This is a genomic window from Nonomuraea corallina (genome assembly GCF_027620315.1).
Taxonomy (GTDB): domain Bacteria; phylum Actinomycetota; class Actinomycetes; order Streptosporangiales; family Streptosporangiaceae; genus Nonomuraea; species Nonomuraea corallina.
In genome coordinates, this window is record NZ_JAPNNL010000144.1 from 1 (window position 1) to 18,882 (window position 18,882).

Consider the following 18,882-nt stretch of genomic DNA (forward strand, 5'->3'; position numbering starts at 1 on the left):
GTGGACGTGGCCGCGCTGGAACTGCTGGCCGCCTCCGCCGCCTCCCGGGCGCGCGACCTGCTCACCCACGGCCACCTGCCCGTCCTGACCGAACACCAGGACCTGGTACGGCTGAGCGCCGCGTTCGGCCTCGACCTCGGCCTGGACGCCGAGGCGGCCGCCTGGCGGCACGGCGGCGCCGCCGGGCTGGAGGCGCTGGAGACGGCCTGGACCCCCGCCCGGCAGGACCTGGCCCGAGCCCGCGCCCTGCTGGAGACGGCGCTGGAGACGGTCCGGGAGGGCCAGCCGCGCGCCGCGGTGGAGACGGCCCGCAACCGGTGGACCATCGGCGACCTCCAGCTCAGGTACGGCAGGGACGGCCGGTGGTACCCGTTCGAACGGCGCGGCGACGCCTGGTGGCCCGCCGGCCCGCCGGAACGCGACCCGGCCGCGCTGCTCGGCTGAGCGTCAGGGCAGGGTGAGCTGCCAGGAGACGCCGAACCGGTCGGCCACCCAGGCGAACTTGGCGCTGAAACCGTACGCGCCGAGCGGCATCATCACCCCGCCCTGCTCCGACAGCACCGGGTAGAGCCGGTCGATCTCCTCCTCCGACTCGCACTCCACGTACAGCGACAGCGACGGGGTGAAGGTGAAGGCGTGCGAGACGAAGCTGTCGTTGCAGAAGAACTCCTGGCCGCAGACGCGCAGGTGGGCGAGCTGGATCGTGCCCTCCGGCCCCGGCTCGCCGGGGCCGTAGCGGGTCACCGAGAGCAGCTCCGCGTCGGCGAACACCGACAGGTAGAAGTCGACGGCCTCCTGCGCCCTGCCCTCGAACATGAGGAACGGCGTGATCTGCTTGGGCATCGCGTCACTCCGCGGGAGGTGCGTAGAAGGCGGTGGTCGCGGCCGTGACGGCGGCGGCCTGCTCGTCGGTGGCGCCGGACGCCCGCAGCGCCTCGCCCCAGGCCCGGCTGCTGCGGGTGATGTACTCGCGGCCCTCGGCGGTCTCGTGGAAGTGCTGCTCGTCGACCTTCTCGCCGCCGGTCAGGTGCAGGGCCAGGCCGAGCAGGCCGAGGTCCCAGCCGACGCCGACCGCGCCGGGGCCGTACCGGTCCCAGAACTCGGGCGCAACGACGGCCTCGTGACGCAGCTCGAACCGGGTGCGGTCGCCGTCGGCCGCCATGCGCACCTCCACGTGGGAGGCCGGGCCCTCGCCCATCACCCACGACACTCTGAGCAGGCGCGGCGGCTCGCACGCCAGGATCTCCCCGCCCGCGTTGCCCTGGAGCTGGAAGTGGCCGCCGAGCCGCAGGTCGCCGGTGACGGGCATGAACCAGCGGCCGATGCGCTCGGCGCTGGTGCAGGCGTCCCAGAGGTCCTCCACCACGGTGTCGTAGTGGCGGACGAGCTGGACGACCTTGGTCTCGCCGCTATGGCGCACCTCGCGATGGGTGCGGGTGATCTCATCGATGATGTCCACCGGAGTCAGCTTTCTGTCGGATTCGTGTCGCGGGCACGGCGCTCCCGCTTGCCGCGGGCGATCTCCACGGCCAGCGCGTCGAGGCGCTGGTCCCAGAAGCCGCGGAAGCGCTCCAGCCACTGGTCGACCTCGCGCAGCGGCTCGGGGTCCACGACGTAGAACCGCCGGGTCCCTTCGGCGCGCACGGTGGCGAAGCCGTTGTCGCGCAGCACCTTGAGGTGTTGCGAGACCGCGGGCTGGGAGATGCCGTGCTCGCGCTGGATGACGGCGGTGACCTCACCGGAGCTCAGCTCGCCGTCGGCGAGCAGCTCCAGGATCCGGCGCCGGACCGGGTCACCGAGGACGTCGAACGCGTGCACGAATCCGAGTGTTTCAGGTGGCGCTTATATAAGTCAAGCCGAATATAAAGAGCCTCGCCCAGCTCGGGCCGGCGACGGGGGACCCCGTCCACCGTCGCCGGCCGTCGTCAGTGCCGCCGGGAACGAAACCTGTCCAGGAGCCTCCTGGCCTTGTGCTGGTTACGCGGGTCGCGGGCCATCCGCTCGGCCGATTCGATCGTCTGCCTGCCTTTGGGGCTGCGCATGTACGCGCGCACCCGGTCCATGAGCGTTGCCATGGCCGCTCCCTACCCCCGACAGCCGCACGAACGCCTCACGCGGGCGCCTCATCACGGGCGCCTGTCACGGCTTGACGCCGTAGCGCAGGTAGACCACGCCGTTGCCGAAGCGCCGCTCGTCCAGCAGCTCCAGATCCGCGCGCACGCCGTCGGGGAAGAACCGGTGGCCGCCGCCGACGACGGCCGGCCCGACGAACAGCTGATACTCGTCGACGAGCCCGGCCGCGATCGCCTGCGCCGCCAGGTCCGGCCCGTCGACGGAGAGGTCGCGGCCGGACTCCGCCTTGAGCCTGCGCACGGACTCCGGGTCGAACGACCGCTCGATCCGCGTCCGCCCGCTGGACACCTCCTCCAGCGTCGTCGAATAGACGACCTTGTCGGCGGCCTGCCACACCTTCGCGCACTCCAGGATGAACGGCGGCTGGTCCGGCAGCGTGTGCGCGGTCTCCCAGTAGACCATCGTCTCGTACATCCGGCGGCCGTAGAGGTAGGTGCCGATCGACCGCATGTGCTCGTTGATGAACGTGTGCGACTCCTCATCCGGCGCGCCCCAGCCGTAGTCGCCGTTCGCGTCGCTCACGTAGCCGTCGAGCGAGGTGATCATCGAGTAGATCAGCTTGCCCATCGCGGGCCTCCCGTCCATCCGTCACTTTCCCCGGTGCAGACCTCCGGCCGCGCGTGAACTCATCGGGATCAGGCCGGGCGGGCGGCGGTCACCACAGTGGCGATCACCACGGTGGCGTCCCAGCCGGAGGAGCGCTTCACGCGCGGCCTCAGCCCGTGCCGGGCGATCGCCTCGACGGCGTGCGGCGCCTGGCGCTCACTCGTCTCGAACAGCAGCCGTCCGCCGGGCGCGAGCCAGCGGCCCGCGCCCGCGGCCACCCTGCGCAGCACCTCCAGCCCGTCCCGGCCGCCGTCCAGGGCCACCCGGGCCTCGTGCAGCCGGGCCTCCGCCGGCAGCAGCGGGATCTCCCCGGTCGGCACGTACGGGACGTTGGCCAGCAGCACGTCCACCCGCCCGCGCAGCCCCGCCGGCAGCGGATCGTACAGATCCCCCTCGTACACCCCGGCCCCGGGCAGGTTGCGGCGGGCGCAGGCGACAGCGGCCGGGTCGATGTCGGCGGCGTGCAGCTCGACCTCCTCCAGCGCCGCCACCAGCGCGGCGCCGAGCGCGCCCGACCCGCAGCACAGGTCCACCACGACCGCCGCCCGGCGCGGCGCGACCGCGATCGCCTGCTCGGCCAGGAACTCGGTACGCGGACGCGGCACGAACACGCCCGGATCCACCAGGACGCGCAGGCCGCGAAAGCGCGCCCAGCCCAGGACGTGCTCCAGCGGCTCGCCGGCGGCCCGGCGCTCCACCAGGCGGGCGAGCGTGCCGTGATCGCGGGCGGCGTCCGCCAGCAGGCGGGCCTCCTCCTCGGCGAAGACGCAGCCCGCGGCGCGGAGCCGGGAGACGATGACGGAAAGAGACATGAGCGCCTTTCGAGATGTCCCGGGCGCTCTCCCCGGCCGGCTAGGCCGGGCGGACGTCGTGAGGTGAGAGCACCCGGCCGGTACGTGCGGGAATCGGTCTCACCTCCTCGGTCGTCGCTGGGATGGCGACACTAGCCGAGCGGCCCGCCGGCCCGCAAACGCCCCGCCGCGCGTTTGACAGCCCGCACCGGCCGGGCGTTCAATGATCGGCAGGTCGCGTGACGCCGCACGGGTGGACGGCGGTGGCATGGAGGCCGCGAAGCAAAGGGACGATGCCATGACGACTTCACATGGACGCGCCTGACCCTCGACCGCGCCTGCGCGCCGTCCCCGCTTCCCTTGTTCTCCGTAGCTCCGCCAGCTATGCGTGGCCGGCGTGCGGGCTTTCATCGCCTTCTGGGAGAAAGCACCCGCATGACCTTGGACTTCAACCAGCACGTCATCGACCAGTTCCGGGCCGGCCAGGGCCGGGTCGGGCCGCCCTTCGAGAACGCCCGCCTGCTCCTGCTGACCACCACCGGCGCCAGGACCGGCGACCGCCGCACCACCCCGCTCGGCTACCTGCTGGACGAGGAGCCCGGCCGGCTGTACGTCATCGCCTCGGCCGGCGGCTCGCCGCGCCACCCCGCCTGGTTCCACAACCTCCGCAAGAACCCGCGGGTCACCGTCGAGACCGGCGCGTTCACGTACGAGGCGCAGGCCCGCGTCCTGGAAGGCCCCGACCGCGAGCGGATCTTCGCCCGCGCCGTCGAGTCCGACCCCGGATGGCGGCAGTACGAGGACGCCTCCGGCCGCACCCTGCCCGTGGTCGCGCTGGAGTCCGAAGGGCCGCCCGCCCCCGGCCCCGCCCGGCCCGGTGACGCGCTCAAGCTCATCCACGACGCCATGCGCCGCGAACTGGCCATCGTCCGCCAGGAGGTCGCCGCGTCCGGCGGCACCCTCGGCGCGCAGCTGCGCGTCAACTGCCTGGCCGTCTGCCAGGGGTTGAGCCACCACCACCGGATGGAGGACGCCCACCTGTTCCCGCGCGTCGGCGAGCAGTACCCGGAGCTCGCCGACGTCATGGCCCGGCTGCGGCGCGAACACGAGGAGATCGCCCGGCTCCTGGAGAAGCTGCAACGGCTCCTCGGCGCCGGGCACGCCGACCGGGCCACGGTGTCGGAGGAGGTCGACCGGCTGACCGCGCAGGTGGAGGCGCACCTGGACCACGAGGAGGAGAACCTCATCCCCCTCCTCAACGCGGCGGCGCCCTGACCGTACGAGCGCACCGCTCAGCGGGCGGACGCCTCGATGCGCACCCGGTCGCTCTCGCCGTCGGACAGGAACGACGCCAGCGCGCCCCCCTCCTCGGCCACGGCGGCGCGCTCGGCTCTGGACCAGCGGCGCAGCGGGGTGACCTGCACGGTGCCCGCCTCGGCGGTCCAGGTCGCCGACACCCTGCCGTCGACCAGCACGACGCGCGCCCCCGCGACCGACAGGCCGCGGTGGGCCGCGTCGATGATCCGGCTACGGTCGTGGTAGCCGAGGATCACGTTGTCGAACGCCGGTAAGAACCGCACCGGGGCCGGCGTGCCGGGGTCGGGCCGTGGCGCGCCGGGCAGGTCCAGCAGCTCCCGGCCCCGCTCGTCGCGGAAGGAGACCAGCTCCGGGCGGACCGCCGACACCGCCGCCGGCAGCCCGGTCAGGCCGCACCAGGCGCGCAGGTCCGCCGTGGCGGCCGGGCCGAAGGCGGCGAGGTAACGCCGGACCAGCTCCTCGCCCACCGGATCGCGGCCGCCTGCGGCGGGCGGGTCGGGATCGCGGCCCAGCCAGGAGGAGAACGTGACCGTGCGCACCCCCGCCCTCGCCCGCCACAGGCCACGCGGCGGCAACTGGACCACCGGCACGAGCGCGGACAGGAGCATCTCCCCCAGCGGCCGCGGCCCCACCCCGGGCCAGCGGCCGGCCAGAGCCCGCGTGACCTCGGCCATCGTGCGCGGCTCGCCGTCCGCCAGCAGCGCGCGCCCCGCCGCGGCCAGCTCGTCCAGATCCACCCCGGCGAGCTCCTCACGGTAGGGCCCCAGCGCGCGCCCGCGCAGCATGTCGGCATGCCGCGCCCGCCAGGCCAGCGCGTCGGCCGCGCTGACCAGGTGGACCGTGCGCCGCATGAGGTGGATCCGCACCACCTGCCGGTCCAGCAGCAGGTCCGACAGCGCGGCCGGGACGAACCCGCGCACCCGCGACCAGAGCCCGACGAACGGTTCCTGCGGCTCCTGCGCCTGCAGGCCGCACAGGTGCGTGACGGCGTCGAGGACCGGCAGGTCGGCATGGCCGAGCAGCAGTTGCCGGGCGAGGGTCGCGCGGTTCAGCGCCCGGGCGTCCAGCACGGTCACCGGGCACCCGCCCTTCTCATGGTCGCCGATGTCATCGGTGTCATCCGTCGTGGCCGTTCGCCACGTCCACGACCCAGGTGACCCCGAAGCGGTCCGTGAGCATCCCGTAGAGCGCCGACCACGGCGCCGGGGCCAGCGGCCGCGCGACGGCGGCGCCCGCTGACAGCTTCTCCCAGTACGCGGTCACCTCCTGCGCCGTCTGGCCGCGCAGGGAGACGAAGAACGCGTTCTCGCCCCGTTTCCACGGCAGCCGCGCGGGCACGTCGTAGGCCATCACGTGGAAGCCGTCGCCGGAGACCACCTGGCCCCACATCACCTGACCGGACTCGGCGGGGTCCGGCACGGCGCCGGCGTCCCCATACGTCACCACGGCGAGGTCACCGCCGAAAACCGACCGGTAGAACACCAGCGCCGCGCGGGCCTCTCCCCGGAAGTTCAGGTGCGTGACGGACTTGACGGACATGGCGTGCTCCTGACGTTCGATCATCACCTGGTCGGACGAGGACCACACTCGCAGCAGCAGAGGTCAGGTTCTGGCCGCTACCGGGGGCACCATGAGAATCATGCCGAAGACCTCAGCGCGGCTCCTGACGCTGCTCTCCCTGCTGCAGGCCCGCCGCGACTGGCCGGGGGCGCTGCTGGCCCGGCGGCTCGACGTCAGCCCGCGCACCGTGCGCCGCGACGTCGACCGCCTGCGCGAACTCGGCTACCCCATCGTGGCCGTCAAGGGCCCCGACGGCGGCTACCGGCTCGACGCCGGCAAGGACCTGCCGCCGCTGCTGTTCGACGACGAGCAGGCGGTCGCGCTGGCCATCGCGCTCCAGATCGCCACCACCAGCGGCGCCGGCATCGAGGAGGCCGCGGCCCGCGCGCTGACCACCGTCCGGCAGGTCATGCCCGCGCGGCTGCGCCACCGCGTCGACACCCTCCAGATCACCGCCGTCGTACGGCCCGCCCCTCAGGCCGACAGCCGCGTGCTCCTGACGCTCAGCGCCGCCGTCCACGCCCGCGAGGTGCTGCGCTTCGACTACGCCTCCGCAGCCGCCGCGCCCGGTGCCGTTCCCACCACAGCCACCACGCCTGGCTCCGGCGACGAGCCGCCGCGCCGGGTGGAGCCACACCACCTGGTCACCTGGGGCGGGCGCTGGTATCTGGTCGCCTGGGACCTCGACCGCCGCGACTGGCGGATCTTCCGCGCCGACCGGATCAGCCCGCGCACCCCGGGGGGACCCCGCTTCACCCAGCGCGAGCTGCCCGGCGGCGACGTGGCCGCGTTCGTGGCCGGCCGCTTCTGCGGGTCGGGCTCCGGCGATTGGCCCTGCCGCGGCGAGGTGATCCTCGGCCTGCCGGCCGCCGACGTGTCCCGCTACGTCCGCGACGGCGTCGTCGAGGAACTCGGCCCGGACCGCTGCCGGCTCGTTCTCGGATCGTGGTCATGGCCGGGTCTGGCCGCCGACCTCGGCCGCTTCGACGCCCCCATCGAGGTCGTCGGCCCGCCCGAGCTCAAGGACGCCTTCGCCCGCCTGGCCCGCCGCTTCGCCGCCGCCGCGACCGGCACGACAACCGGCACCGCGACCGCGACAGTGACCGGCAGGGCGACCGAGACGGCGACCGAGACCGCGACCGACACCGCGACCGGCAGGGCGTGAACGGCGGGCCTTGATGGCCGGCGACCGGTCAGGCGGGGAAGCGTTCGACCCAGCGACGCTGCCAGGGCGTCTCGACGGCGCGCGGGTGGTAGTGGGCCCGGGCCCAGGCGACGGCCTCCTTGGCGGGCGTGCCGGCCAGGACGGCCAGGCACGCGATGACGGTGCCGGTGCGGCCCACGCCGCCGCCGCAGGCCACCTCCACCCGCTCGCCCGTACGCGCCAGTTCCGACACCTCGCGGATCAGGCGGACCGCCTGCTCGCGGTCGCGCGGCAGCAGGAAGTCCGGCCAGTCGATCCACGCGTGCGGCCAGGTCAGCTCCGGCTCGTGACGGCCGCGCAACCGGCTGCCTCCCAGGTAGAGGCCCCGGTCAGGGGTCACGCCCTCCGGGGCCGCGTTCCTGAGGCCACGGCCGCGCACCCAGCCGCCGTCGGGGAGCCGGATCGCTCCAGCGAGTCGAGTGTCCGTCATGCGCTCATTGTTCTGCGGGAAGATCCACCGCGACGGCGACTTCGCCGCCGGCGTAGGGACCGCACCCGGAAGGCGGGACCGTGATCAGCTCACAGCTCTGCGGACCAGGGTCCTGATCGTCTCCTCGCCTGCTTCGGTCAGCTCCGTCAGGGCGAACGACGTCGGCCACAGGCCCCCGTCCTCGTCGAGGTTCGCCACCTCGTTGAAGCCGAACGTCGAGTACCGCTGCCCGTCCGCCTGGGCGCTGCGGAAGAAGCACACCACCTTCCCGGCCCTGGCATAGGCGGGCTGGCCGTAGAACAGCTTCGGCGCCAGCTCAGGAGCGGCGGCCAGGACGATCTCGTGCACGCGCTCGGCCAGCGCGCGGTCCGGCTGCGGCATCTGGGCGATCTTCTCCAGCACGTCCCGCTCATCGGCCGCCGCCTTGTCCTTGCCTCGGCGGGCGCCGGTCCTCAGCTCCGCCGCGCGCTGCTTGACGGCGGCTCGCTCCGCCCCGGACAGCCCGTCCTCGGGGGACGCGCCCTGCTGTTCGTCCTTGCGGGCCTTCGACGCGGCACTCATCGACGCGCTGCTCCTCTCACTGGTGAACGTGGTCGTCACACTAGGCGCGGGTACGGATCTGCCGCTTCTCGATTCCTGATCGATCGCATGCGCCGGAGCGCCGCGTACCGATGAGTTCCGGGCCGATCGGCGGTCATTTCCTGACGATCCGTTATATACGTGGCAGAGGAGCAGGACATGGTCATCGTCGCGGGACACATCGTCGTCGACCCGCACCGGCGCGAGCGCTACCTCGCCGACTGCGCGAGCGTGGTCCAACTGGCACGCCGCACGCCCGGCTGCCTCGACTTCGCCATCAGCGCGGACCAGGTGGACGCCGGCCGGGTCAACATCTTCGAACGCTGGGAGTCGCGTACGGCCGTCGAGGCGTTCCGGGGCGACGGCCCCGGCGACGCACACCAGGACGAGATCCTCGCCGCCTCGGTCGCCGAGTACGACATAGCGGACGTGCGCTCACTGACCTGACCACCCGGGGGCCGCGCGGCTCCGGGTGGGGGGTGACCAGCGAGCGGCGCGGGGGAGGTGACGGCCGCGAACACCCGCCCCGCCCTACGAGATCGAGACGATCTGCCGGACCAGGCGGGTGAGCCCGCAGGCGGGGCCCCTCAGAAGGTTCCCTGGCCGTCCTGGCCGGTCCCGGCGGCGGTGCGCAGCTCGGCCAGGTACGCCGCCCACGCCGGTGGCCCGGCCTGCGTCATGGGGGTCAGCACCTCGGCGGGGACAGCGGCGGCGAAGACGTCGTACATCTCCGGTGAGACGCCGTCGAGCAACATGCCGAACAGGACCGGCACCCGCTCCGGGGGCACCTCCGCCAGCCCTCTGCCGCCCACCTCGGCCCACTCGCCGGCGGTCAGGTGCCGGTCGATGAGGGGCAGCGCTTCGGCCTCACCATCGAGATCATGTCGTCCACGAGCGGCAGGCCGATCTCGTCGATCTCACGGTGCAGGGGCGCGTACAGGTAGGCGCGGTAGGCGGCCAGGTCCTTGAGCGCGTACATCGCGCCGTAGTCGAAGTCCTGGCCGAGTTCATGTCCCACGGCCCAGAACTCGACGACGTCCAGCTCGCGGCCGAGCCGGCGCAGCATCTCCAGCGCCCGTTCCACCTCGGCGCTCGGAGCGTCCTCCCGGATCGACATCCTGATCTGGTGGTAGATCATGCTGTTCTCCTCGCGATAGATGCGTCAACGATGATCCTTGCCCAAATGCAACAGATTGATGCGTTTGATAGCGTGGACACATGCGCCCCACACCAGCGGACCAGGCCGAACGGCTTCAGGCCGACGCGGCGACCGCACGGCCAGGAGGACGTACGGCCCGCACCGCGAAGGCGGTCCTGGACGCCACGATCGCCGAGCTCGGCGAGGTCGGCTACGCCGCTCTGCGCATCGAGACCGTCGCCGAGCGGGCGGGCGTCAACCGGGCGACGATCTACCGGCGCTGGGGCGACAAGCCGAGCCTCGTCGCCGCCGCCTTCGCCGCCCGCCAGGTCGAGGTCTCGCCGCCGGTCGACACCGGTGACCTGTACGAGGACCTGCTCGCTTTCCTGCGCGAGGTCCGCCGCGGCTTCGACCACCCCTGGATCATCGCCCTGATCCGGGAGACCGGCCCCCGCACGGCCCGCGACGACGGGCTGCGCCAGGTCCTGGACAAGATCTGGCCCGCCCGCTTCCGCCTGTCGCGGGAGATCTTCGCGCGGGCGGTGGAACGCGGCGACCTGCCCGCCGGCGCCGATCCGGACTTCCTGGTCCAGGCCGCCGCCGGCCCGCTGTACTTCCGCTGGCTCATGCTCGGCCACCCCCTCACCGACGACTTCCTGCGGCACACCGCCGCCCTGGTCATCGCAGGAGCACGGGGTCTCATCGACGGCAGGGCCGACGACGGGGCCGACGACGGGGCCGACGCCGCGTCAACGCCGATCCCTCCATCCCGGACGTGAGCGGTCGAAGGGTCGGCCCATCTTCCGGCGCCTGCCATCCGTTACGAGGTCCGCGAAGACCTGTATCAGCGTTCTTCGAGCCGGCGGCGAGAGGGGCGCGGAGGCGGTCGTGTCCGGAATCCGCGTACCAAGCCGCCTGCCCGTGACACGGGCAGGCGGCTTTGCGGAAAGCGCTCCGGGAGACCGGTCAGTCCCCTGGGACGGGGGTGTTCATTTGAGCTTCTTGGCGGCGTTTCCCGAGGCGTTGCTGAGCATGCGCTTCTTCAGGTTCTCGGAAACGCTGTCCGAGCTCTCGGACTCGGACTCCGACTTGGAGACCTCCGGCGTGGGCGGGGCCTTCGGGCCCAGCAGCTTGTAGACGATCCCGAGTTCGTGGACCTCCCAGGGCTGCAGCGTCGTCCCCTGCTTGAGGCGGACGGCGTCCGTGGGTTTCGCGGCGGTGTGGATCGTTCCAGCCTTGCGGATCTGCTCACTCGTCAGCGTCCCCGCCTTACGTCTGATCGGCTGGTACTCCTGGGAGAAGTAGACGTGGTCGTAATCCTGGAGCCACTTGGTGAAGTTGATGGAGACCGTGGCGTTCTCCGCCGGATCGGTGACGCCTTTGGGGGCCGTCGAGATGTCTCTGGTGAAGAAGATGCCGACGGCGAGCCGAGGCGAGCGAAGGTGATTTTCGTCGACTTCGTCGAGTTTGGCGATATCCTTCTCAAAATCATTTCTGAAGTCCTTGGCCCGCCCGATCGACTGGGTCTTCACCTCGACGATGATCTCGTCCCCGAAGGAGCCGGCGACGGTGCCGTTGAGGACGAAGTCCGCCATCTTGGGCTTCTTCCCCTTCGTGGTGTAGACCTGGCGGGTGCTGGGATCGCCCAGGTCGGCCCAAGGGTGCCGCTGCTCGATGTAGGCGGCGAGCGCGGTCCTCAGGGAGTCCTCCCAGCCTTCGCCGGGCATGGCCCAGAATTTCGCGATGGCGTTCAGGTGGCTGTCGGCGTAATCGATGAGCAGCTCGACGAATCCGTCGGCGGTGAGAAGTTTGGTGCCGGACCCCGGCTCCAAAGTGAAGGGCTGATCAGTCATTCCGTATCTCCCGAGTTTTGTTCCGATCGACAGGAACAAGAAATACGGGGATGCGCTCGCGAAGCGATTGACGAAAAATTGACGCGCGATGCGGCGGTATTCTGATCACAATTGAGACGCCGAACAATCTTTGAATACCGTGCCGGAACACGCGTTCCGGTCCCAGAAAAACCCGCACGGTCCCGAGCCCGAGCGACAGGGCGCGCCCTCCGGCGACCTGGATCTCCCCCAGCGGGTACGGCGTCTTCCCGCTCTCGCTCCGCAGCGCGTGACAGAAGTCGTTCAGCACGCTGGACGGCGGACTGTGCCGCGACAGCAGCGCCGCCGTCCCGCCGCCCATCCACACCAGCACCCGTCGCCGCGGAACCGGCGGACACCGGGTGTCGTCAACCTTGGTTGACGACACCCGGTCGTCAACCTAGGATGACGGCGTGGAGGGTTGCCGGATCGGCTCCCTCTGAGCGGCCGGGTCGTGTTCCGCGCCCGCGAACAGCAGACAGCCATCACACCGAACGTCCGGCGGCCAGCGGCCCGGCGTTCCGATACGTGCTGCCCGGAAGCGGTCCGGGCGGCCGGTGAGGAGGACGAAGATGGCGGCGCCATCAGTGACACGAGACGCACTCATGGTCGCGGTGACAGCCAATCTGCCGGTCATCCTGTGGGGCGCGCCGGGCACCGGCAAGACGTCGGCGGTGACCGCCCTCGGCGCGGCCACCGGTCTGCCGGTCGAGGTGGTCGTCGGCTCCATCCGCGAGCCCAGCGACTTCTCCGGGCTGCCGGTGCCGCGTGACGGCGGCACTTGGTTCGCGCCGCCACGCTGGGCCGAACGGCTCGCCGCCGAGGGCGGCGGGCTGCTGTTCCTCGACGAGCTGACCACCGCGCCCCCGGCGGTGCAGGCCGCCATGCTGCGCGTGGTCCTGGAACGGACGGTCGGCGACCTGGCGCTGCCGGACGAGGTGCGGATCGTGGCCGCCGCCAACCCGCCGGACCAGGCCGCCGACGGCTGGGACCTGTCCGCGCCGCTGGCCAACCGGCTCATCCACCTGAACTGGACGGTCTCCGCCGAGGACATCGCCGAAGGGTTCACCGGCGGCTTCCCCGTACCGGAGCCCGACGTGAAGGACACCCCGGGACCCGCCGCGGTGACCGGCGCCCGCGCGCTGGTCGGGGCGTTCCTGCGGGTACGGCCGGAACTCGTGCTGGCGGTGCCCGACAGCCCCGACCGGGCGGGCCGCGGCTGGCCCAGCCCGCGCAGCTGGGAGACGGCCGCGCGAGCGGTCGCCGCGTGCGAGCACCTGGGCGCCGGCGAGCCGGTCCTGGCCGAACTGGTGCTCGGCGCGGTCGGCGAGGCCGCCGGGTTCGAGCTGCTCTCCTGGCGCCGCGACCTCGACCTGCCCGATCCGCAGACCCTGCTGAACGACCTGAGCGCCCCTCTGCCCGACCGGCTCGACCGGCTGCACGCCCTGCTCGGGGCCGTGGTGTCGTACGTGCGCTCGGACGGCACGACCGGCACGTGGGAGCGGGCCTGGGCGGTGGTGGCCCGGGTCGCCCGCACCACACCGGATGTGGCGGCGACCGCGGCCCGGTCGCTGGCCCGCTCCCGGCCCGAGGGCGCGACCCTGCCCGAGACCATGCTCGGCCTCGCGCCGGTGCTGCGCGCGGCAGGGCTCATGCGATGACCGCCGACCGCTCCCGCGCGTACGAGGAGGCGGTGCGCGTCAGGCTCGCCGCCGCGCGACTGTGGGCGGCGCACCGGGCACCGTACCTCGCCTCGGCCGTCTTCGCCCTCAACCCGGTGATCCTGGAACCGGCTGCGCACGACGACACCGGGGCGCCCGTCGCCGACCCGGAGTTCCGCGCCTTTCCCGCCGACACCCGATGGAACCTGTACGTGGAGCCGGGCACCGCACTGGCCACCCCCGTCGAGGAGATCGGCTGGTGGATGCTGCACCAGGTGGGTCATCTGGTGCGCGGCCACGCGTCCCGCTCACCGGCGCGCCCGCGGCCGGGACGCGAAGCGGCCGGCGCCCCGGCACGAGGCGAGGAGGCCCACCGCTGGAACCAGGCCGCCGACGCCGAGCTCAACGACGACGTGGTGGCCGAGGACCTGCCAGGCCCCGCGGGCGTGATCTCGCCCGCCGAGCTGGGCCTTCCGGCCCATCGCACCGCGGAGGAGTACGTGCCGATGCTCGACGTGCTGGCCGAGGCGATGGGCCGCGGCGGGCAGGCACTGGCCGAGGCGATCGACTGCGGCAGCGCGGTCGACGGCCGGGAGCGCACCTACGAGGACGCCGGCTCGGCCGGCGGGCTGACCCGGCTCGACCGGGACCTTCTCGAACGCTCCATCGCCGCCGCCGCCGTCCGGGACCGGATCAGCGGGCGCGGCGAGGTGCCCGCAGGCTGGCGCCGCTGGGCCGAGGAGCGCCTGCGCCCCTCGGTGAACTGGCGGGCGCGGCTCGGCGCGGTGATCAGGAGCGGGCTGAGCACGGTGGCCGGGCAGGTCGACTTCAGCTATCGCCGCCCGTCGCGCCGCGCCGGAGCGTACGCGGGCGTCGTGCCGCCGTCGATGGTCCGCGCGGTCCCGGACACGGTGCTGGTGGTCGACACGTCCGGCAGTGTCACCGGCGACGTGCTCAACCGGCTGCTCGCCGAGGTGACCGGGATCATCGACGGCGTGGCCGGTCCCGGGCGGCGGCTGCGGGCCTTCTGCTGCGACGTCCGCCCGTACCCCGTCCAGGTCGTGCGCCGGGCGGGCGACATCGCGCTGACCGGTGGCGGCGGCACCGACATGCGGGCCGGCCTCGCCGCCGCGACGGCCCTGCGGCCCCGGCCCGACCTGGTCGTCGTGCTGACCGACGGCCGGACCGCGTGGCCGGAGCGGCGTCCCGCGGCGCGGGTGGTGGTCTGCCTGATCGGCGAGGGCGGGCACGCGCCCGGCTGGGCGTCCGTGGTCCGCGTCCCGGCGCGGGTGCCGGTGAAGGGAGGGGCATGACGACGCGGTACGCCGACGAGCCGGGCCCCGAGCCGCTGCACGAATGGCGGCGACGGGGGTTCACCGTCGCCGAGGCCCGGCGGTGGATCGACGGCGGCTTCCCGGTCGGCGAGGCGGAGCGGTGGCGCGACTCGGGCGTCTACACCGCGTCCGGGGCGCGAGCGTGGCGCACCGCCGGAGCCACCCCGTACACCGTGGATCTCTGGCTGCGGGCCGGCATGACCCCGCGGGACGCGGTGCGCTGGCGCGAGCTGGGCTATCCGCCCGAGGAGGCGGCCGACCGGCACCTCGCCGGCGAACGGCCGCACCCGCGCGGCCTGCTGCGGCGGTGGCTGCGCCGGGAGGACCGGCCGGGAAGCGCGTTCGCCGACGAGGAAAGCTCGCGCGGCATGCGCGAGCTGCTGCGGGCCGGCGTCCCGGCGGGCCGGGCCCGCGCCTACGTCGAGGGCGGCTGGACGGGCGCCACCGGGGTGGAGTGGGCCCGGCGCGGCGTCGAGCCGGGACAGGCGCGGGTCTTCGAGGCCCTCGGCCTGTCCCCTCGTGAGGCCGTACGGGTGCTCGCCTCCGGGCAGGACGCCCTCGCGCTGATGGCCGAGTTCTGGCGTGCCGGGGTGCCGATCGACGAGGTGGCGGCCTGGCGCGCGGCGGGCTTCACCGGTGAGGAGGCGGCCCGGATGAGGGTCGAGGGCGTCGGCGTCGAACAGGCCGAGGTGCTGCGGGCCCTGACCGAGGGCGACGAGCCCTGATCCGACCGGGAGGACCGGTGGCGTCAGGCGGAGTGGCCGAGTTGGGCGGAGAGGCGGGCGGCCGACCCGACCACGAAGGGCGCCTGGTCGGCCAGGCGGGGCTCGAACCGGCTGCTCGGCCCGGCGACGCTCACCGCGGCGATCACCAGGCCGTCGTGGTCGAAGACGGGGGCGGCGATCGAGGCCGCGCCGTCGAGGCGTTCGCCGAGCGAGCTGGCGTAGCCGCGCCGCTTGATCAGCGCCAGCTCGGCCCGGAGCGCGTCCGGGTCGGTGATCGTCCGGTCGGTGAGGGCGGCGAGCCGGTGCCTGGACAGGTAGCCGTCGATCTCCTCCTCGCGCAGGAACGCCAGGATGACCTTGGAGGAGCCGCCGGCGTGCAGCGGGTAGGGAATGCCGAGCGAGACCTCCATGCGCAGGTCGTGGTCGGGCACGACCTGCTCGACGTAGAGGCGGGTGTCGCCGCGCCGCACCGACAGGGTGGCGGTCTCCCCTGACTGGGCCGACAGCCGGCGCAGTTCGGGACCGGCCATGGCGCGCAGGTCGGTGCGGGCGAGGTAGGCGCGGCCGAGCGCGATGGCGGCGTGGCCGAGCGAGTAGCGCCGGGTGACGGGGTCGACGGCGATGAGCTCGCGGTTGCGCAGCGCGGTGAGGATGCGGTGGACGGCGGCCTTGGTCAGGTCGAGCTCGGTGGCGATCTCCGTCACGCCGAGATCGGGCCGGGAGCTCCGGCCGAACAGCAGCAGCACGTCCATCGCACGCTCCACCGCGGCGATGGACCGGCTCTGATTCTCCGACTCCGCCTGGACGTGCACCGGACCCCCTCTTGATGACTGGACACGGCCAGTCTATTTCCGTTGGGGAAACGGCGTCACGTTGACATGAAAATGGGGGTTCGTTACCTTCAGCGTGACGCTGTTTCCATCAATGGAACAGGGAGACCGGTGACTGCAAGCGGCGAATCCTTCCGAGCGGCCATGGCGCAGTGGCCGAGCGGCGTGGTGGTCGTGACCACCGGGCCCGAAGGCGCCTGGCACGGCATGACCGCCAGCTCCTTCACGAGTGTGAGCCTGGACCCACCGATGGTGCTGGTCTGCCTGGCCCACCACACCAGGACGCACCGGCTGATCACCGAGCGCGGCTTCTTCGCCGTCAGCGTGCTCGGCAAGGACCAGGTGGCGATCGGCCGCAGGTTCGCGGGCCAGGAAGCCGTCGCGGACAGGTTCGCGGGTGGCAGCTGGATCCCCGCGAAGACCGGGGCTCCGGTGCTCGCCGACGCCGTCGCCTGGCTCGACTGCCGGGTCGCGCACGCGTACCCGGGAGGAGATCACACGATCTTCGTCGGCGAGGTCGCCGAGGCCGCCACCCCGCGCCGGGTGGCGCCGGTGCTGTTCCACTCGCGCGCCTGGGGCCAGCTCGCCGACCCGCTGCCCGACCGCATCGGCGTGGCCGACACCGGACTGCTCGCCGTGCTGCGCGCCCGCGGCTTCACCGGTGACCGGCTGGCCGGCATCGCCCGCGCGCTGCGCGCCGCGGGCAGCAGAGTGCGCCTGTTCGACCCGGACGGCGCCGACCCGTACGGGGAACCGCCGCCGCCCCAGGACCTCGACCCCGCCACCGCCTCCGCCCTGATCACCGAACCAGCCCAGGTGCGGGCCGTGGCCGCGGCGGGAGCGGGAGTGGCCGAGTTCACCGCGGGGGTCGCCTCCGCCGGACCCGGGCAGGCCGCCCGCGTGCTGGAGGCGGCCGGCCGCGCCGGGCTGACCGCCGTGGGGCACATCGCCGAGGCGTTCGCCCGGGACCGCGCCGACCACGTCGTGGCGACCGTCGCCCGGCTGGCCGAACTCGGCTGCGACGAGATCGGCCTGGAGGAAGGCGCCGTCGCCGCCACCCCCGTCCGCGTCCGCGGCCTGCTGCAGGACGCCGCGGCCGCCGCCGGGACGGCCACCGTCCGCGTCGCGCTGCGCGAACGCCACGGCATCGGCCTGGTCAACGCGCTGGTGGCGATGAAGAGCGGGGTGCGGCACTTCGACACCACGCTGGGCGGCGTCGACGGCGCGCTGCCCGCGGAAGACGTGCTCTTCCTGGCCGGACAGCTCGACGTGGACACCGCCGTCGACCGGTCGGTGCTGATCGCCAGCGCCGCCGAGCTGGAGAGCACCTGGGGATCCGTGCTCCCCGGACGCACCTACCGATTCGCGAACTGAAGGGGAGAACGTGACCGACAGACTGACCGGTGAGCGGCTCGTCGACGACATGACCGAGGCCGAGCGCGACCGCGCCCGGCGCGTCGAGGCCGTGCTGCCCGAGCTGCGCGCCGCCGCCGTCAAGGCCGACCAGGAGGGCAGCTTCCCGATCGGGCACGTCGCGCTGCTGCGGGAGGCCGGGCTGCTCGGCCTCGTGGTGCCACAGGAGTACGGCGGGCTCGGCGGCACGCTGCGCGACCTCGCCGCCGCGACGTTCGCCATGGGCACCGCCTGCCCGTCCACCGCCCTGGCCTTCTTCTTCCACAACACCAGCGCCTCCCGCGGCCTGCTGCCGCTGGAGGCGATCGAGGCCGGCCTGTTCGAGGACGACGAGATCCCGGTCGTACGGGCCTTCGCCGAGAAGGTGCTGACCAGGATGGCCTCCGGCGTCTGGCTGGCCAACTTCGCCTCCGAGTCGGTCAAGAGCTCCACCGCCAACATCGCCATCGCCACCACCGCCCGCCGCACCGAAGGCGGCTGGCTCCTGGACGGGGAGAAGTCGTTCGGCTGCGCCACCGGCGTCGCCGACTACTACCTGACCACGGCCAAGCTCGACGGCTACGACACCGCCGAGGGCCTGGTCACCTTCTTCGTGCCGCGCGAGGCGGCGGGCGTCTCCTCCCGGGCGCCGTGGGACGGGCTCGGCATGCGGGCCAGCGCCAACAACGGCATCCGGCTGGACCAGGTGTTCATCCCGGAGGACGAGGCGCTGACCGTCCCCGGCGCGTTCACCCGGATGCTGCAGATGAGCCGCGGCAGCTTCGTCGGCAACCAGCTGGCCATCTCCGCCGCGTACACCGGCTGCGCCCAGAACGTCTACGACGTCACCATCGAGCAGCTCACCCGCAAGACGTTCGCCGACACCGGCCGGCCGATCGCCTCCTCGCCCATGCACCAGCAGATCATCGGCGAGATGACCGTCCAGCTGGAGACCGCCTTCCTGTGGCTGCGCCGCCAGCTCCTGCTGGAGACCTCCGAGCCGCCGCTGCGGCCCAAGCAGGAGGTCTTCCGCCAGTGGCGGATGGGCAAGGGGTCGGTCACCGAGGCGTGCTTCCAGGTGGCGCTCGGCGCGTTCAAGGCCTCGGGCACCTCCGGCGCGTCGATGTCCAGCACGGCCGGGCGGGCGCTGCGCGACCTGGCGATGGGACTGGTGATGACGTTCCCCGCCGAGCGCGGCCGGCTGGAGGTCGCCCAGCTGGTGACCCAGGCCAAGGAGAACGCGCTGTTCGCCACCGTGGAGAAGCCGTGATCACACCGCCGGAGACCGCCGACCTCGTCGACGGCGGCTGG

Annotated in this window: 24 protein-coding genes and 1 pseudogene; 10 read left to right on the forward strand and 15 right to left on the reverse strand. The window is 73.1% G+C overall.

The features are described from left to right. Positions 1-444, forward strand: a pseudogene (locus tag OUY22_RS27700) (hypothetical protein); the annotation flags it as partial. Between the two features lie 3 nt (positions 445-447). Here OUY22_RS27700 and OUY22_RS27705 read toward each other — a convergent pair. The 6 genes from OUY22_RS27705 to OUY22_RS27730 all read right to left on the reverse strand — a co-directional run bounded on the left by OUY22_RS27705 (position 448) and on the right by OUY22_RS27730 (position 3,551). After that, on the reverse strand, positions 448-843 hold the full coding sequence (locus tag OUY22_RS27705; RefSeq protein WP_270158117.1) for a VOC family protein: 396 nt from the start codon (positions 841-843) through the stop codon (positions 448-450). 4 nt (positions 844-847) lie between these two features. Beyond that, positions 848-1,459, reverse strand: coding sequence for an SRPBCC domain-containing protein (locus tag OUY22_RS27710; protein WP_270158118.1), 612 nt, complete (start codon positions 1,457-1,459; stop codon positions 848-850). A gap of 5 nt (positions 1,460-1,464) precedes the next feature. Beyond that, complete coding sequence (locus OUY22_RS27715; RefSeq protein WP_270158119.1) at positions 1,465-1,818, reverse strand: ArsR/SmtB family transcription factor; 354 nt, start codon at positions 1,816-1,818, stop codon at positions 1,465-1,467. 107 nt (positions 1,819-1,925) lie between these two features. Continuing rightward, positions 1,926-2,075, reverse strand: coding sequence for a hypothetical protein (locus OUY22_RS27720; protein ID WP_270158120.1), 150 nt, complete (start codon positions 2,073-2,075; stop codon positions 1,926-1,928). Positions 2,076-2,139: 64 nt separating this feature from the next. Next, on the reverse strand, positions 2,140-2,700 hold the full coding sequence (locus OUY22_RS27725) for a dihydrofolate reductase family protein (RefSeq protein WP_270158121.1): 561 nt from the start codon (positions 2,698-2,700) through the stop codon (positions 2,140-2,142). A 68-nt stretch (positions 2,701-2,768) separates the two neighbouring features. Continuing rightward, complete coding sequence (locus tag OUY22_RS27730; protein ID WP_270158122.1) at positions 2,769-3,551, reverse strand: putative protein N(5)-glutamine methyltransferase; 783 nt, start codon at positions 3,549-3,551, stop codon at positions 2,769-2,771. A gap of 414 nt (positions 3,552-3,965) precedes the next feature. Between OUY22_RS27730 and OUY22_RS27735 the strand changes: the two genes are divergently transcribed. Next, positions 3,966-4,805: a nitroreductase/quinone reductase family protein gene (locus tag OUY22_RS27735; protein ID WP_270158123.1), complete on the forward strand. Its 840-nt coding sequence runs from the start codon at positions 3,966-3,968 to the stop codon at positions 4,803-4,805. A 17-nt stretch (positions 4,806-4,822) separates the two neighbouring features. Here the strand turns inward: OUY22_RS27735 and OUY22_RS27740 are convergent, their stop codons facing one another. After that, the gene (locus tag OUY22_RS27740) at positions 4,823-5,923 is read right to left on the reverse strand and encodes a winged helix DNA-binding domain-containing protein (RefSeq protein WP_270158124.1); all 1,101 of its coding nucleotides are present in this window, start codon (positions 5,921-5,923) and stop codon (positions 4,823-4,825) included. Positions 5,924-5,963: 40 nt separating this feature from the next. Continuing rightward, positions 5,964-6,386, reverse strand: a complete 423-nt coding sequence (locus OUY22_RS27745; RefSeq protein ID WP_270158125.1) for a VOC family protein — start codon at positions 6,384-6,386, stop codon at positions 5,964-5,966. A gap of 100 nt (positions 6,387-6,486) precedes the next feature. Between OUY22_RS27745 and OUY22_RS27750 the strand changes: the two genes are divergently transcribed. Continuing rightward, positions 6,487-7,572, forward strand: coding sequence for a helix-turn-helix transcriptional regulator (locus OUY22_RS27750; RefSeq protein ID WP_270158126.1), 1,086 nt, complete (start codon positions 6,487-6,489; stop codon positions 7,570-7,572). A gap of 28 nt (positions 7,573-7,600) precedes the next feature. On the opposite strand, the gene OUY22_RS27755 is transcribed toward OUY22_RS27750, so the two are convergent. Both OUY22_RS27755 and OUY22_RS27760 read right to left on the reverse strand, forming a co-directional pair. Then, a complete protein-coding gene (locus OUY22_RS27755; RefSeq protein ID WP_270158127.1) occupies positions 7,601-8,041 on the reverse strand; it encodes a protein-tyrosine phosphatase family protein in 441 nt (146 codons plus the stop codon). An 84-nt stretch (positions 8,042-8,125) separates the two neighbouring features. After that, positions 8,126-8,602, reverse strand: a complete 477-nt coding sequence (locus tag OUY22_RS27760; protein WP_270158128.1) for an iron chaperone — start codon at positions 8,600-8,602, stop codon at positions 8,126-8,128. A 159-nt stretch (positions 8,603-8,761) separates the two neighbouring features. Between OUY22_RS27760 and OUY22_RS27765 the strand changes: the two genes are divergently transcribed. Beyond that, on the forward strand, positions 8,762-9,067 hold the full coding sequence (locus tag OUY22_RS27765) for a putative quinol monooxygenase (protein ID WP_270158129.1): 306 nt from the start codon (positions 8,762-8,764) through the stop codon (positions 9,065-9,067). A 140-nt stretch (positions 9,068-9,207) separates the two neighbouring features. Here OUY22_RS27765 and OUY22_RS27770 read toward each other — a convergent pair whose 3' ends face one another. Beyond that, positions 9,208-9,432 (reverse strand): hypothetical protein, encoded by a 225-nt coding sequence (locus OUY22_RS27770; protein WP_270158130.1) that lies wholly within the window; start codon positions 9,430-9,432, stop codon positions 9,208-9,210. Between the two features lie 20 nt (positions 9,433-9,452). Then, positions 9,453-9,758, reverse strand: coding sequence for a Dabb family protein (locus tag OUY22_RS27775; RefSeq protein WP_270158131.1), 306 nt, complete (start codon positions 9,756-9,758; stop codon positions 9,453-9,455). A gap of 80 nt (positions 9,759-9,838) precedes the next feature. Here OUY22_RS27775 and OUY22_RS27780 point away from each other — a divergent pair, with 80 nt between their 5' ends. Next, positions 9,839-10,537 (forward strand): TetR/AcrR family transcriptional regulator, encoded by a 699-nt coding sequence (locus tag OUY22_RS27780; protein ID WP_270158132.1) that lies wholly within the window; start codon positions 9,839-9,841, stop codon positions 10,535-10,537. A 210-nt stretch (positions 10,538-10,747) separates the two neighbouring features. Here OUY22_RS27780 and OUY22_RS27785 read toward each other — a convergent pair whose 3' ends face one another. Beyond that, entirely contained in the window at positions 10,748-11,611 is an 864-nt protein-coding gene (locus tag OUY22_RS27785) for a hypothetical protein (protein ID WP_270158133.1), read from the reverse strand. Then, positions 11,604-11,963 carry a hypothetical protein gene (locus tag OUY22_RS27790; RefSeq protein ID WP_270158134.1) on the reverse strand — a complete coding sequence of 120 codons (360 nt, stop codon included), beginning with the start codon at positions 11,961-11,963 and terminating at the stop codon, positions 11,604-11,606. Before OUY22_RS27790 ends, OUY22_RS27785 begins: the two co-directional genes overlap by 8 nt. A gap of 271 nt (positions 11,964-12,234) precedes the next feature. Here OUY22_RS27790 and OUY22_RS27795 point away from each other — a divergent pair, with 271 nt between their 5' ends. From OUY22_RS27795 to OUY22_RS27805, 3 genes are read left to right on the forward strand one after another with little or no spacing between them, the layout of a single operon-like run. After that, positions 12,235-13,290, forward strand: coding sequence for an AAA family ATPase (locus OUY22_RS27795; RefSeq protein ID WP_270158135.1), 1,056 nt, complete (start codon positions 12,235-12,237; stop codon positions 13,288-13,290). Beyond that, positions 13,287-14,603: a vWA domain-containing protein gene (locus OUY22_RS27800; RefSeq protein WP_270158136.1), complete on the forward strand. Its 1,317-nt coding sequence runs from the start codon at positions 13,287-13,289 to the stop codon at positions 14,601-14,603. Before OUY22_RS27795 ends, OUY22_RS27800 begins: the two co-directional genes overlap by 4 nt. Next, positions 14,600-15,349, forward strand: coding sequence for a hypothetical protein (locus tag OUY22_RS27805; protein WP_270158137.1), 750 nt, complete (start codon positions 14,600-14,602; stop codon positions 15,347-15,349). Before OUY22_RS27800 ends, OUY22_RS27805 begins: the two co-directional genes overlap by 4 nt. A gap of 23 nt (positions 15,350-15,372) precedes the next feature. Here OUY22_RS27805 and OUY22_RS27810 read toward each other — a convergent pair whose 3' ends face one another. Then, positions 15,373-16,161, reverse strand: a complete 789-nt coding sequence (locus OUY22_RS27810) for an IclR family transcriptional regulator (RefSeq protein ID WP_270158138.1) — start codon at positions 16,159-16,161, stop codon at positions 15,373-15,375. Positions 16,162-16,290: 129 nt separating this feature from the next. Between OUY22_RS27810 and OUY22_RS27815 the strand changes: the two genes are divergently transcribed. Both OUY22_RS27815 and OUY22_RS27820 read left to right on the forward strand, forming a co-directional pair. Beyond that, entirely contained in the window at positions 16,291-17,553 is a 1,263-nt protein-coding gene (locus OUY22_RS27815; protein WP_270158139.1) for a flavin reductase, read from the forward strand. Between the two features lie 10 nt (positions 17,554-17,563). Then, complete coding sequence (locus OUY22_RS27820) at positions 17,564-18,841, forward strand: acyl-CoA dehydrogenase family protein (RefSeq protein WP_270158140.1); 1,278 nt, start codon at positions 17,564-17,566, stop codon at positions 18,839-18,841. The last annotated feature ends 41 nt before the right edge of the window (positions 18,842-18,882 follow it).

Bases quoted from the DNA above. Each gene is read 5' to 3' on its own strand.
- OUY22_RS27705 (WP_270158117.1), bottom strand. From the start codon at position 843: ATGCCCAAGCAGATCACGCCGTTCCTCATGTTCGAGGGCAGGGCGCAG.
- OUY22_RS27720 (WP_270158120.1), bottom strand. From the start codon at position 2,075: ATGGCAACGCTCATGGACCGGGTGCGCGCGTACATGCGCAGCCCCAAA.
- OUY22_RS27725 (WP_270158121.1), bottom strand. From the start codon at position 2,700: ATGGGCAAGCTGATCTACTCGATGATCACCTCGCTCGACGGCTACGTG.
- OUY22_RS27730 (WP_270158122.1), bottom strand. From the start codon at position 3,551: ATGTCTCTTTCCGTCATCGTCTCCCGGCTCCGCGCCGCGGGCTGCGTC.
- OUY22_RS27735 (WP_270158123.1), top strand. From the start codon at position 3,966: ATGACCTTGGACTTCAACCAGCACGTCATCGACCAGTTCCGGGCCGGC.
- OUY22_RS27745 (WP_270158125.1), bottom strand. From the start codon at position 6,386: ATGTCCGTCAAGTCCGTCACGCACCTGAACTTCCGGGGAGAGGCCCGC.
- OUY22_RS27750 (WP_270158126.1), top strand. From the start codon at position 6,487: ATGCCGAAGACCTCAGCGCGGCTCCTGACGCTGCTCTCCCTGCTGCAG.
- OUY22_RS27755 (WP_270158127.1), bottom strand. From the start codon at position 8,041: ATGACGGACACTCGACTCGCTGGAGCGATCCGGCTCCCCGACGGCGGC.
- OUY22_RS27760 (WP_270158128.1), bottom strand. From the start codon at position 8,602: ATGAGTGCCGCGTCGAAGGCCCGCAAGGACGAACAGCAGGGCGCGTCC.
- OUY22_RS27775 (WP_270158131.1), bottom strand. From the start codon at position 9,758: ATGATCTACCACCAGATCAGGATGTCGATCCGGGAGGACGCTCCGAGC.
- OUY22_RS27780 (WP_270158132.1), top strand. From the start codon at position 9,839: ATGCGCCCCACACCAGCGGACCAGGCCGAACGGCTTCAGGCCGACGCG.
- OUY22_RS27785 (WP_270158133.1), bottom strand. From the start codon at position 11,611: ATGACTGATCAGCCCTTCACTTTGGAGCCGGGGTCCGGCACCAAACTT.
- OUY22_RS27795 (WP_270158135.1), top strand. From the start codon at position 12,235: ATGGTCGCGGTGACAGCCAATCTGCCGGTCATCCTGTGGGGCGCGCCG.
- OUY22_RS27800 (WP_270158136.1), top strand. From the start codon at position 13,287: ATGACCGCCGACCGCTCCCGCGCGTACGAGGAGGCGGTGCGCGTCAGG.
- OUY22_RS27805 (WP_270158137.1), top strand. From the start codon at position 14,600: ATGACGACGCGGTACGCCGACGAGCCGGGCCCCGAGCCGCTGCACGAA.